The sequence below is a fragment of the Shewanella sp. SM55 genome, assembly GCF_025654025.1.
Classification (GTDB): Bacteria; Pseudomonadota; Gammaproteobacteria; order Enterobacterales; family Shewanellaceae; genus Shewanella; species Shewanella oncorhynchi.
In genome coordinates, this window is the sequence record NZ_JAKKRS010000013.1 from 20,984 (window position 1) to 32,877 (window position 11,894).

General features: G+C 46.0%; 14 protein-coding genes. 1 reads left to right on the plus strand and 13 read right to left on the minus strand.

Going from position 1 to position 11,894, the window contains the following annotated elements; genetic code table 11:
- Window positions 1-66 precede the first annotated feature (66 nt).
- The 5 genes from L5L91_RS15715 to L5L91_RS15735 all read right to left on the minus strand — a co-directional run bounded on the left by L5L91_RS15715 (window position 67) and on the right by L5L91_RS15735 (window position 5,217).
- Window positions 67-717 (minus strand): phage tail protein, encoded by a 651-nt coding sequence (locus tag L5L91_RS15715; protein ID WP_263147043.1) that lies wholly within the window; start codon window positions 715-717, stop codon window positions 67-69.
- Between the two features lie 244 nt (window positions 718-961).
- Entirely contained in the window at window positions 962-1,450 is a 489-nt protein-coding gene (locus L5L91_RS15720; RefSeq protein ID WP_263237079.1) for a GNAT family N-acetyltransferase, read from the minus strand.
- Window positions 1,447-2,607: a hypothetical protein gene (locus L5L91_RS15725; protein WP_263237081.1), complete on the minus strand. Its 1,161-nt coding sequence runs from the start codon at window positions 2,605-2,607 to the stop codon at window positions 1,447-1,449. Before L5L91_RS15725 ends, L5L91_RS15720 begins: the two co-directional genes overlap by 4 nt.
- Window positions 2,607-4,652, minus strand: coding sequence for a phytanoyl-CoA dioxygenase family protein (locus L5L91_RS15730; protein WP_263237082.1), 2,046 nt, complete (start codon window positions 4,650-4,652; stop codon window positions 2,607-2,609). The genes L5L91_RS15725 and L5L91_RS15730 overlap by 1 nt, the downstream gene beginning before the upstream one ends.
- The gene (locus tag L5L91_RS15735) at window positions 4,630-5,217 is read right to left on the minus strand and encodes an aspartyl/asparaginyl beta-hydroxylase domain-containing protein (RefSeq protein ID WP_173242591.1); all 588 of its coding nucleotides are present in this window, start codon (window positions 5,215-5,217) and stop codon (window positions 4,630-4,632) included. The genes L5L91_RS15730 and L5L91_RS15735 overlap by 23 nt, the downstream gene beginning before the upstream one ends.
- 160 nt (window positions 5,218-5,377) lie before the next feature.
- Here L5L91_RS15735 and yrfG point away from each other — a divergent pair, with 160 nt between their 5' ends.
- Window positions 5,378-6,040, plus strand: coding sequence for a GMP/IMP nucleotidase (yrfG, locus tag L5L91_RS15740; RefSeq protein ID WP_263147052.1), 663 nt, complete (start codon window positions 5,378-5,380; stop codon window positions 6,038-6,040).
- A 143-nt stretch (window positions 6,041-6,183) separates the two neighbouring features.
- Here the strand turns inward: yrfG and L5L91_RS15745 are convergent, their stop codons facing one another.
- The 8 genes from L5L91_RS15745 to gspG all read right to left on the minus strand — a co-directional run bounded on the left by L5L91_RS15745 (window position 6,184) and on the right by gspG (window position 11,887).
- A complete protein-coding gene (locus tag L5L91_RS15745; RefSeq protein ID WP_173497004.1) occupies window positions 6,184-6,945 on the minus strand; it encodes a type II secretion system protein N in 762 nt (253 codons plus the stop codon).
- Between the two features lie 14 nt (window positions 6,946-6,959).
- The gene (locus L5L91_RS15750) at window positions 6,960-7,436 is read right to left on the minus strand and encodes a type II secretion system protein M (RefSeq protein ID WP_105251002.1); all 477 of its coding nucleotides are present in this window, start codon (window positions 7,434-7,436) and stop codon (window positions 6,960-6,962) included.
- A 1-nt stretch (window position 7,437) separates the two neighbouring features.
- Complete coding sequence (gspL, locus tag L5L91_RS15755; protein WP_263237084.1) at window positions 7,438-8,625, minus strand: type II secretion system protein GspL; 1,188 nt, start codon at window positions 8,623-8,625, stop codon at window positions 7,438-7,440.
- A 137-nt stretch (window positions 8,626-8,762) separates the two neighbouring features.
- Entirely contained in the window at window positions 8,763-9,761 is a 999-nt protein-coding gene (gene gspK / locus L5L91_RS15760) for a type II secretion system minor pseudopilin GspK (RefSeq protein WP_263237086.1), read from the minus strand.
- Window positions 9,758-10,540: a type II secretion system minor pseudopilin GspJ gene (gene gspJ / locus L5L91_RS15765; protein ID WP_105250999.1), complete on the minus strand. Its 783-nt coding sequence runs from the start codon at window positions 10,538-10,540 to the stop codon at window positions 9,758-9,760. Before gspJ ends, gspK begins: the two co-directional genes overlap by 4 nt.
- Window positions 10,521-10,889: a type II secretion system minor pseudopilin GspI gene (gene gspI, locus L5L91_RS15770; protein WP_105250998.1), complete on the minus strand. Its 369-nt coding sequence runs from the start codon at window positions 10,887-10,889 to the stop codon at window positions 10,521-10,523. Before gspI ends, gspJ begins: the two co-directional genes overlap by 20 nt.
- Window positions 10,876-11,451 (minus strand): type II secretion system minor pseudopilin GspH, encoded by a 576-nt coding sequence (gspH, locus tag L5L91_RS15775; protein ID WP_113941577.1) that lies wholly within the window; start codon window positions 11,449-11,451, stop codon window positions 10,876-10,878. The genes gspI and gspH overlap by 14 nt, the downstream gene beginning before the upstream one ends.
- A 1-nt stretch (window position 11,452) precedes the next feature.
- Window positions 11,453-11,887: a type II secretion system major pseudopilin GspG gene (gene gspG, locus L5L91_RS15780; RefSeq protein WP_105250996.1), complete on the minus strand. Its 435-nt coding sequence runs from the start codon at window positions 11,885-11,887 to the stop codon at window positions 11,453-11,455.
- Window positions 11,888-11,894 lie beyond the last annotated feature (7 nt).

Consider the following 11,894-nt stretch of genomic DNA (forward strand, 5'->3'; position numbering starts at 1 on the left):
TGCACAAGCGCCTGTGCAAACACTCTAAAGAACATTTACACAGATGCTTTTAACTCATACTTTTACTTAATTACGCGATGGGAATATCCCCTCAACCGCAATAATGAAGCTAACACCCAAATAAGGCTGAGCGATTGAAAAGGGAAGACCGTTACCTGTTGCGCCCACAGTAACCGTACCTGCTGGCGTTACAGTACCACCGCCATGAACTCCACCCAAGCTACCTGTAGCACCACTTGCCGGCGCAGTGCTGGTAAATAGCCCATGGAAATCAACAGTATCACCAAGGTTGGTGGCGGCGGTTACGGCAGTTAGATAAGTGGTTGAACCATTGGTGGGATTAGCTAATGCGTTTGCGGATGATGTGCCCACATCAATCGTCGGGGCACCAACCTGGCTGGCACTTCCCTGGAAAACTGCCGAGTGGTTGTGAGTCGGCAACTGGTTGATGGTGAGCGTAGTAGAGGGAGTACCTGCAACTTCTCCCAGAACAACCGCAGGAAGACCAGGCCCTTGCCCTTGCCCTGTCGGCACACGGCCACGTAGATCCGGTAACCCAAAAGTCGCTTGACCATCACCACCATAGGTAGTGCCCAGAATTGCAAAAAGCGCAGAATTTTGCGAAATGGACAATAATTGCCCATTACAAAAGGCCCAACCACGGGGAGCGAAATTCCCAGCGAACATAGAAATTTGACCGATAAATGGATCTGACATTGTTTTTCTCCTTAAAATAACGATTTTGTCTATTTAACGTTTTTCAACGAAATGATTACTCACGACATTTAATCGACAGCGAGTTCCTTTAGCTGATTGCAACATCATCCACATCACACGATGAGAGGACTATCTAGATAACCATAAACCAAAAATAAAATAAGTTGATTACAATTAAACATACATTAAAAATCAACAAACACAATTGCACAAAAATATATCAGTGTGAATTTTCATTCTCCACTTAACGCCATAACATCGACTCGTAGATGCCAGAACAACTCTCGAGCTCAAACCCATGCTGTAGATAAAGCTTTTTAGCTTGAGTATTTTCGCTCTCAACAGATAAACCGACAGGTAAGTGGCGTTTCCTTGCTTCTTGCTTAATGGCCTCTAAAATGACCGAGCCAAAACCTTGTCCTCTCATGCCAGGTATAATAATTAAATCAACAATATGGATTTTATACTCACTGATATCGAGCATCACTTTCCCTACGGCTTGCTGGTGATAAAACAAGATATAAGTGTTGGCATTTGGATATTGTTCCCGATAAGAGGCCTCCTGCAGTCGATATTGTTGATCCAGCATGGTTTCAACGACTTCACAGGGCAAACCAAGTTCATAAAAGAACGTTTTTGTGGAATAAAAAAGCTGCGCCATAAATAGGCTATCGTTTGTATTAGCGGCTTTAACACTCAAGCCTATTGGTAGATTTAACTCACCTAGCATCATGCCTTTTTATCCCAATATAAACGCTGTAAAAGTTGGTTATAGATCATTAATAATTGCTGCCACGATGGGCTTTGAAATTCAAGGAGTGGGACGAGCTCATTTGACACAACAGGTGTAAATAGTTGCCCCTGCTGTTTCGCATCAAAACACCAATGGTGTTGCCAGCGCTCAATCTCACCTTCAGATAATGGCCATCCTAAGATGGTAGAGAATGTTGTGGGTTTAAAATCTTTTAATTGACGATAATCCAGTAGAATAGCTTGAGAAGATTGATGTAAAGCGACAGATAATTGCGCTAAATACTGTAAAACGGTGGTACGAAATTCATCTAAGCTAGGCTCAGTATCCGTATTTTTCATCTGTTGAATATGCAGTTCAGTTAGAAGTAAACTTTTCCCTCCAGCCATATGTCTCCCTGCAACTCTTTGATGAGAAAACATAATATCCTTAGGATTGCGTATCAAGCATAACACTCGGCTCTTAGGGTAAAGTTCGAGTAACATGGGCCAGCAGGCCAGATCCCATGCATTCCACTTGATCACTAACTCACGTTCTCCCAGCCTCAATCGCCCCTGTAGTCTTAAGCATAAATCGACGAGCTGAGGTTTTAGTTCCAAAGGCCAATGGTCATCATGCATAACATCGCTGCATAGCATAGGTTCAGAGAGCACTCGGTAAGTTTCTAGCAGAGCAAAGCTGCTCGACACTAGTGTCGAACCACAACGGGACCAGTGAAAAATCATCAAACTTGGATTTACGATAGGCAAACTTTCGCGTTGGGATAATAGGGGTTCGAGCAAAGTTTTAGGTTGGATAAAACTGGCGAGCAAACAACGACGAGCATCACTGATATCGTCCTCTAAGAAGGGTTTAGATAACCTATGAAATGCCGGAACCCAACTCACCGTTTTATGTTGTGAGTGATAACGACAAGGGAACCAGGCTTGACTGAAGCGATCTAAATCTGGAATAAAGCTATCTTGCTGCAAAGCAATAAATGCGAGCATGTGTTCCAAATTAAGCTCTGGCCAAGCAAGAAAATCCATCATCAGCGCAATAAAATGCTCAACATCATTCGCTTGATGCAGTAAAAACAATGACTCTGGTTGATGTAACAATTGCCAATAGCGTTGCAGTTGTTCTTTAAAATCAACCATTAGGAAGCCATAGGGTAAAAGTTAATGTATTGCACCATACGCGGTAACGTCCCACGATTAGGACTGGCGCCGTGGGGCAAGGCATGGTGCCAAATGATTAAATCGCCCGCTTTAGCCGCTATAGGTTTTACTTGCCAGCGATGCCAATCCTGTTGCTGAAGCTCAATATCGGACTTGTTCTGTTCGAGAAGCCACTCCTCTATCTTGAGATGAAATCCGGGGACACAACAGAATGCGCCTTGTTCCGCACTGGTATCGGTTAAATAAATTAACCCTTGCGTCGCAAACTTAACGGGTAGCTGTAGCGGCATATCCCAGTGCATATCCGGACCGGGGAAATGCCAAGTTGGCGTTTCAGGTGGATTAAAACTGACTCTATCGGTTGTCATAACTAAATCAGTTCGCTGCCACAATTGTTCAAACACTTGACGGATTTTGGGGACTTGTCGATTCGCATCTAGTTGCGGATGGCGAAACAGTTGTAGCATGATTTTCTGCATAAACTCATGAGGTTGATACCAAGTGGTGGGATCTTGTTCATTGGCTCCTAACTGCTGCCAAATAAAATCTCGAGTTGCGGCGCATTGCTCTGCCGTGAGTACTTGCGGGATCACTAAGTAGCCTTCACTTTGCCAAAAATTGAGTTGTGACTCACTGAGTACCGCAGCCGGATTTGAGTCTTCAACCTCCGCTGAATTGAAGTCTTCGACTTCTGGTACTGTGACCGATGGCGTTAATCCATGGGAAATAGCGCCTAATTGCTGATTAATCCCTGCAATATCCGCGGCTGTTAGCTTGGCTATTTGCTGAATGTAAGCGACAAAAGCTGACTGATGATCGTTTTGATATAAAGCTCTTAGACCCGGCTCTAGCCCTATTCCACAAAGATCCAGCAAGGTTTTATCTAAGTGCCATTCATTAGCCAGTTCAGTGAATGACACTCCCCGTTTGCGTAGCTGTATCTTTTGCCAAAGCCGCTGCAAATGATAAATGCCTAAGCAGCTCAGATCGTCACTCGACACAAGCACAGGTTTTTGCTCTATAACATCAAATACAAAATCGGGATGAGTACCCTGCTCATATCGAAAAGCAAGGCATGAGAGTGGCTTAAGACAATGTTCACGTAGATATCGAGGTAACGTGAGTTGAGATTGGTATTCGCTCAGCGTGGAATTACCATAGACTTGAACGGAAGTCGTGAACTTAAGCGTTACCGCACTCGGGCTGAAATCGGGCAATAGTAATGTACCAGCCAAGAAACTGCGGTCTCCACTGGCAAGCAAGCGTGCTGTTTGTAGGTTGAGCGCGAATAACGGCCCTAAATAATGCGTCTCCACAAAATCCTGCACAGTACGACACTCAAGCCAAGCGTCTAACTCAATATTTTGCGGGATGAGCACACCATCATCGGCAAGATACGCCTGTAAATGGGTAAAAATTTGCACTTGCGGCTCCTGTTGCAACAAGTGCTTCATGGTTTCGGAAAGAATCACATCAAACTTTACGACTGTATTTGGCTGCCAAAGCGTGGCATCCGCACAGACACGCTCCACCACACGATCAGCTAAATCAAAGTGTTCAATAAGCTTGGTGACTTTATCTAACGAGGCTTGATGAATGTCGAGCAAGGTCACTTGAATTTGACTCGCAGAAAATAACGGCAGCAGAGGTAATAATAACCAAGCAAAAGGCCCCGTCCCCGCATATAAGATGTTCACAGTCTGCCCGGGATGAGCCTTTAGACGATCTTGTATTGCTTGATAAATCCCTTGTATAAAGACTCGGCCCCGCTCGGGATCTTCGGCACACTGCGCCGCGGTAGTGAGTGACACCGCCTTACCAAAAGGCGTATGGCTCGCCTCAGTATCCAAAAAAGACTCGGGGTGTAACTCCACTGCCGCTATTTGGCATAACTGCTTCAACATGGGATCGATGAGCCGTTTAGACTCCCCTGCTGAGGTTGACAGTAGTAGCGCATTAGCAAAATGCGTTAATACAGCTACATCCAAACTATGCCCTAATTCAAGCTCTGATTTTTGCAGCATCGATTAACTCCCTTAACCAAGTATTGACCTCGCAATCAATCACTAAATTGATCCGCGCATCCTGCCCTTTATTTTCAACCCAATGGACTTGGTCGGCATTGATATACCAAAGCTCTCCGGCCTGCATGGGTACACGTTTATCGTCCACGTAAAAGTTGAGTTGCTCATTCGTTTGCAGTGGCAAATGCAGTCTTGCTTCGCCTTGTTCTAGGCAGAGTCCTTGATCTCTATGGGGTTTGATTTCTGCCCCCGCATGTAAGCGCATCAAACGCACGGATTTCACTGGGCAGGCTAAAGATTGCAGAAAATGGCATAACGCAGGGCTCGATTCGAGTTGAGGCAAATCTTGCCAGTGCTGACCGGTAGAAATTGAGAAGGCTTGCAAGATAGGATGAGCACCGCGATACTCTGCTGCACAGCGTAAGACGAGAACATCCCAACCACCCATATAATCACGCTGATTTACATGGGGTAACCAGTCTTGTTGCAGCAAAGCATTCAACTCTTGCTGTAAACTAAGGGGGTTTGAAACTTGAGCTAATAGGGCAAAAGAACAGATATCCATATCCAACCGCTTAATTTTCAGACTAAAAATAATTAATCATCCAAGACTAGCACAAAGATTTGAGCATACAAGTGACTCGAATCATCGTCATCACTGAGTATTACGCAGTGCAACAATCAATGCTAAGCGTGATTCAGTTTTGCAAAAATAGGAAATACCCATGTTTAACTGGAAGACTATCGATACGGTTCTGCTCGATATGGATGGCACCCTATTGGATTTGCACTTCGACAATCATTTTTGGCTGAATTTAGTACCGCAGGAATTGAGTCGACAACAAGGTGTGAGCCACAACGAAGCGCAGCAATTAGTTGTGAATGCCTATGAGAAAGTCGTAGGCACACTCGATTGGTACTGTCTCGATTATTGGCAGGAGCAACTGCAGCTCGACATTATGGGCTTGCACCGCACTTTAGTGGATCGTATTCAACTGCGCCAAGACAGCATGCCATTTTTAACGGCCTTGGCCTCTGCGGGTAAACGGCGCATCTTAGTGACCAATGCGCATCCCAAGAGTCTTGCCTTAAAGCTTGAACATACCGAGCTGGCCGCAGGGCTCGATGCCATGATCTCCAGCCACGAGACAGGTTACCCTAAGGAACACCCACAATTCTGGCTCACCTTGTTTGAAAAGTTTCAACTTGAGCCAAGTCGCTGTCTCTTTATCGACGACAGCGAAGCCATACTCAAGGCCGCTAAACTTGCTGGCGTGGGCCATCAATTGGGGATTGCTAACCCAGACAGTAAAAAACCAATCAAAGTCTTTCACGATTTCCCCGCGATTACCGACTATCACTCACTACTGACTGATCTAACGCGATAAAAAAGACTATAAAAAAGGCACCTAAGGTGCCTTCGTTTCTATTCATAACGTGTTTTAGGAGCGAACGTTTAATCACAACTCTCGCATTACGGCCTTCACATCTGAGCACTCACATTAAGTTTAAGTGCTCATCTAAAACAGCGCTATAACCCAGGGATCCGCCCCTGATATACCACAGGGAAATAACCATCCGCACCACGCTTACCTAAAATATTCAGCGACTCACGCATATCTTCTGGTTGCTCTGCCGTTTCTTTAATCTTAGCCTCAACCTTCACCATATTGCCTTCATCTAACTGTAAGGTACCAACAATACCAAGCTGGTTCTTGGTTTCATCTGTGGCCAATTGCGCTTTGCCTTCGACACAACTCAGTCCGAGTTCAATATTACCTAGAGGATAGTTACCAAACTGATTCTTAACATTGGTTTGATTCAAAAACAGCTTACCAGACAACTGTTCACACCAAGGCTTACCTTGCTCTAACGTCTCAACCAACAAACTGACTTCACCGGTAATTTCGGTTCTAAAGGGCAGTTTTGCATTGCCGAGTAAAAAACTATCCGGCGCTTCGAAACGTAGCCCCTGCGCACTTAAGCCTCCCATAGACCAAGAAATTAATCCCTTAGCACTGACAGGTGTTGCGCGGCTGCCCACTTGAAAATCAACTTTCACTTTACCTAAAAATAGCGCCCAAGGACTCAGATCCCAACGCACTTGCTCTACCTGACGCTGCGGCATACTTAAGGTTTCTATGCTGCCAGACCAAATACTGCCACTCACACCCGAAACACTGATATTTGCGGGCAATGGGGCTAACGCTATCGCAATCTTAGCGGGGAATAGAACGACTAAAAATATTAAATAAATCAGTACGCCTATGATGACTTTTTTTATCAAACTCACAGCTACACCTTAATTTATTGCGCTAATTGGATACGTCTCACTTTGACATAGCCAGGTACATCGGCCTCAGCCAAATCAACACTTTCGAGTGAAAGTCCTTTCTTCTGTACTAACTCACTCAAATAACCTAACAAGGCATCAAAAGGAACATCGTCCATCCACACTTGGATCTTATCGCCTTGGGGCTGCATGCGAGTAATCACTAACCCATAATTGCCCGCAGTTTGGTTAACTACTGAGCTTAAACTGCCCGACGTAGTTGGCTTAGCACCGTTCTGCTTAAGACTCGCTATTTTATTCGCCGTTTGTTTTACATAGTTCAACGTCTGTTGTTGTGCATTGAGGTTACGTAATGCATCGGCTTCAGCATTGGCAATCGGCGTCCAAACACCCCAATAAAAAATACCAATGACTAAAAATACCGAGCAAAAGCCTACTAACTGCTGCTCGCGCGATGCGAGCCCTTGCCACCAAGTCCGCAAATTATCCATCTTATTTGCTCCTCAAGGCTAAGGTACTGGTGACTTGCTCTTCACCGCTATTCATAGTGCCGCCATCGAGTTGAAAACGACGACCGACAATCTCTTTAAACTTCTCGATCTGCGCGTAATTTTTCGCACTCACTTGCATGCGGATCTCGTTACGAGCGCTTTCGAATCTTAAGCTATTAGGTTTAAGTTCAGGCACTTGCTTAAAGGCATCCTGTAAACCATCGAGCATAGCAAAAAACTCGGCACCACTACCCTGTCCCTGCAATGCACGTAACTGACTTTCCATCTGCGAACGTAGGTTAACAATGCGCGAATTTCCCGGGATCACTTGCTGATAAATGGATTCACTCTGGGCTTTAAGATCGGCAATCTGACCATTGACTTGATGTATAGTCAGCCCTTTATTCACTAAGGCCAGCACACAAGCGATGGCAATAACGATGGCCGCACTTTTCCACATCATCAACTGTTTGCTGTATTCACGCTTCGGCGTGTAAACGCCGCTCAGTAAGTTCACTGGTGCATGCAAAATACCGCGGGCTAACACTAACATAGGTAGCTCAAGTGATTGCGGCTTAAGCTCGACACCCTCAAGTTGCATCTCGGTATAACTGGCGACAGAGACTTCGCCCTGTGCAGGCTTAAGTTGTTCTAACGCAATTGGCAACCAAGGCAGAGGTAAGCTCTGGCCCGAAGCTAATCCGGTACGCAGCAATAGCTCATTGCCAAAATTCATTGCCGCCCATTGGCACTCTTGCAATGGCAAGGCTAAACAGTCAGGCACAATGCGCTTCACTTTTAAACCCGCTTCGGTCAAACAACTCAGCCAAGTCTGCATTTGCTCATGGGCCACAGCGACCACACTTAAGGCATCACCATCACGTGGACCAACAGTAAAATGCATGGCATCGACATCATCGGCTAAGGCTTCTTCGAGCATAAAAGGCAAGGCTTTCAAGGCTTGGCGTTGACCTTTTTCGGGCAAATGCACACTAGTGAGCGTCATTGCCGCTGCGGGCACTAACACATCGACGGGACGATTGCCCGCACGCTCGGTTAAGGTCGACAAACCTTGGGCATTGGCGAGCTCGCCAGAGGCGATAATTTCCTGTTCTTGCTCCGACCAAACGAGCCAAGAGCACGCTTGCTCTGCTGTTCTGCCTAAGCGAATAAATAGCCGTTCACTCACAGTTTTTCTCCACCAGTCCCAGTCAAGAAAGCGTGACTGAGCTCGTTGCTATTATTTTTGTCCACCAGATTCTGCCGGGTGAGCACTTCCATTATTTTTGGCCACCAACATCAAACCCTGACGGGTGAGCACTGCCATTATTTTTGTCCACCAAACTGACGGGTGAGCACTTCCATTTTATTGCCGCCGCTCTTTTTGAGCACACTTTCCATTCTAAATACGGCGTTATCAACCTTCGCCCCCGAGGCCAATAAAAAATATTGGCTATCGATGACAAAGCTCGACTTCATGGCACCTTCCCACTTGATCGATCCCATGGATGAGCTTTCATAAAAATCATCTATCTTGGCAAAGCCATCACTGGGGCGTTGGTTGATGATACTTTCTGCTTCGCCTACCGAAATCTGATTTTCGAGCATGCCAGCCAACAGTGCCGCTTGCTCAACTTCCAAGGTATTCACATTCAGTAATTGCCTGTCATTGCCAGGGATAACGCATACATAGGGCAAGAGTTTCAAATAGATATCTTGGGTGTATCCCATCACTGCCCGTAATTCACTGCGATGATTCATCAGCGTATTGGCTGCACGGTAAGGCACATTTCGCGCTTCATATTCCGCATCTTCGGCACCATAAGGGCTAGCAGTGGTGTCTTCGTCGATATAATCTTTTAAGGTCTGGGTCAGACGGTCCGCACTAAAGTCGTCCATCCCTAAACTCACCAACAAGGCCTTATATTGCTTCGCCGCCAGCGGCAGCTTAGGTTGACTGTTTTCCACCTCTTTCGTGGTCACAGACAAGGCATTTAAGTTAAAACAGGCGCGCATATCAGTGATCTTGCCAGCAATTTCACCGTATTCCGCCGGAAACACAACATCGGCCATGGCCCAATATTGTTGCCTGTGGACCCGACCTTCCGAGTCGTCTAAATCTTGTTTTAAAATCTTCTTCGCCAGTTCTTCGGCAGAAATAGCATACCAATAGGCTTGATCGTACTGGGCCAAGTTCAACGTTCGACGCATGGATAACTGATTACGGCCAGTGATATTTGTCGCGATGATCACCACCATGGCAACTATCAAGAGCACAACTATCAGTGCGACACCGCGCTGTTTAGACCGATATTGGGTTCTCATTCGCGACCCTCGTCTTCAGGGTCACCATCACCTGGATCACCAGAACCGTCACCAGGATCGTTCCCCGAGCCATCATCGACTCCATCTCCATCTTTGTCTTTATCTTTGTTCGTATCGTCAGGATTTTCGTCTTTATTATCGTCATCCTTAGACTTTTCTGGTGCAACAGCACCCAGCGGCAACAAGAACTTACGTTGGATCTTGCCTAAACCTTCAATCTCAATCTCCATGGCGATCGCTTTAGGCAACTTAGTCGCCTCGACTTTGCGCTCCCACTTGTCTTCCATAAAGAAGGAATATTCCACCGACAGCACTTTGTCGATAATCACTGTCTTAATCGGCTCGGCGCCAAATTCAGGCTCAGGATAAGGAAAATACCAGCGTTCCAGCCGCCCTTCATGCACCACATACGCCACCGACTGCAAGCTGCCTCGCGGTAATAAACCGTCGGGATTTAACCAACCTAAACGGTAAAACACTAAGGCTTCTGATTCCGAATCTAAGATATCATTGCCCGTTTGGAAGACGGTCGAACCTCGACCACCTTCGAGTAATCTTGGCGTGCGCGCCACCATTTGGGCGAGATCACGCTCAATCGCACCAAAGCCTTGTTGTAGAGCTTTAAGCCGAGTTGAAAACGCGCGCGTCACTTCATCGTTAGTCAGCACAGTGCTGAGTACCGCATTAGAAGCCAAACCTATCATGGCGAAAATCGCGATGGCGATCAGCATTTCCAGCAGGGTGAATCCCCGCTGCGCACTAGTTAGTTTTAAGGACATAACTGCTCACTTGTGCGGCAATACGCTGATAGCGTTCGTCTTCACTCACACTTATGCGGATCATACGAAAATTATCGTCCGTCGTTTTCACCACTTCTTTACGCCAATACCAATCCTTTCCTGCGAGCTCAACTTGACCTTCTTTTTTACCGATTTCAGGAAACTGTGGATCAAGTCTGGCATCGACCATCTGATTATCAGCCACCCATTGTGCCAAAGTGCGCGATTCCAGAATCGGCATGTTTGCCATCTGCTCGCCCAAACTTTTAGTGATAGACACGGCCGCAATCGAAAATACGGCAAGGGCAACAATCACTTCGAGTAAGGTCATGCCCTTAACGCGTTTCATCGGGGCGCCCTATGGTTAATCTGCCCAGCGCATCACCGACCACTAACGTTTCGGCCTGCTGGCCTTTGTTAGTTTTAGCGATAAACGTCAGCTCAAAAGCGCTCATTTCACCGCTCGGGAATAGCATGACCTGTGGCTCAGGGTGTTTCTTCTTATCATCGGCAGAGGGTTCAATCAGCGGTTCTTCAAACCAAGAATCGTCTTTCTCATCCTCTTGTACCAAAGGTAAACCATCGAGCACTAAGTTCAGTACAACCCCAGGCTCCATTTGCTTTTCAGATAAAAGTCTGTCTTTATCCAAAGGCTCCCACTTACCTTCTTTATAAAAAACAAACTGATAACTGGTTTTCTCAATCACAATACCAATAAACTGGCCACTTAAAACGGTTTCATCAAGCACCATTTCAGTGGCCGCAATAAACTGCCGCGCCGTTCTATCTAAGGCCTGTTGCGGCCCAGAATTGCCGATAGACATAGTCACAGCCGCAGCCGTGAGCCCCATCAACAAAATCACTAGCATCACCTCCATTAAGGTGAAACCAGCGTGACGCAGCTTTAGCATCTTATTGGAAATTCTGTAAATTCCAGTTACCGATGTCATCTTCGGTACCTGGTTGACCATCGGGGCCTGCACTGAAAATATCTAACTTGCCGTTTTCGCCAGGGCTTAACAACAGGTAGTTATTGCGCCATGGATCTTCTGGCAAACGTTTTACATAACCATCTTCACGGTAGTTACGTGGCTCAGGCGAAATCGTAGGCTTTTGCACTAATGCTTCTAAGCCTTGTTCGGTCGATGGATAAACACCGTTATCTAACTTATACATATCTAAGGCATTTTCGAGTGCAACTATGTCAGACACGGCTTTTTGTTGGTCAGCCTTATCTTTGTTACCCATCAAGTTAGGCACAACCATAGAGGCTAAAATCCCTAAAATCACGATAACAACCATCACTTCGAGTAAGGTAAAACCTTGATGTTTCTTGTTCATTTGCATCGACTAC

Excerpts from the sequence above, each read along its gene's own strand:
- L5L91_RS15715 (WP_263147043.1), bottom strand. The coding sequence starts at position 717 with ATGTCAGATCCATTTATCGGTCAAATTTCTATGTTCGCTGGGAATTTC.
- L5L91_RS15720 (WP_263237079.1), bottom strand. The coding sequence starts at position 1,450 with ATGATGCTAGGTGAGTTAAATCTACCAATAGGCTTGAGTGTTAAAGCC.
- L5L91_RS15725 (WP_263237081.1), bottom strand. The coding sequence starts at position 2,607 with ATGGTTGATTTTAAAGAACAACTGCAACGCTATTGGCAATTGTTACAT.
- L5L91_RS15730 (WP_263237082.1), bottom strand. The coding sequence starts at position 4,652 with ATGCTGCAAAAATCAGAGCTTGAATTAGGGCATAGTTTGGATGTAGCT.
- L5L91_RS15735 (WP_173242591.1), bottom strand. The coding sequence starts at position 5,217 with ATGGATATCTGTTCTTTTGCCCTATTAGCTCAAGTTTCAAACCCCCTT.
- yrfG (WP_263147052.1), top strand. The coding sequence starts at position 5,378 with ATGTTTAACTGGAAGACTATCGATACGGTTCTGCTCGATATGGATGGC.
- L5L91_RS15750 (WP_105251002.1), bottom strand. The coding sequence starts at position 7,436 with ATGGATAATTTGCGGACTTGGTGGCAAGGGCTCGCATCGCGCGAGCAG.
- gspK (WP_263237086.1), bottom strand. The coding sequence starts at position 9,761 with ATGAGAACCCAATATCGGTCTAAACAGCGCGGTGTCGCACTGATAGTT.
- gspJ (WP_105250999.1), bottom strand. The coding sequence starts at position 10,540 with ATGTCCTTAAAACTAACTAGTGCGCAGCGGGGATTCACCCTGCTGGAA.
- gspI (WP_105250998.1), bottom strand. The coding sequence starts at position 10,889 with ATGAAACGCGTTAAGGGCATGACCTTACTCGAAGTGATTGTTGCCCTT.
- gspH (WP_113941577.1), bottom strand. The coding sequence starts at position 11,451 with ATGCTAAAGCTGCGTCACGCTGGTTTCACCTTAATGGAGGTGATGCTA.
- gspG (WP_105250996.1), bottom strand. The coding sequence starts at position 11,887 with ATGCAAATGAACAAGAAACATCAAGGTTTTACCTTACTCGAAGTGATG.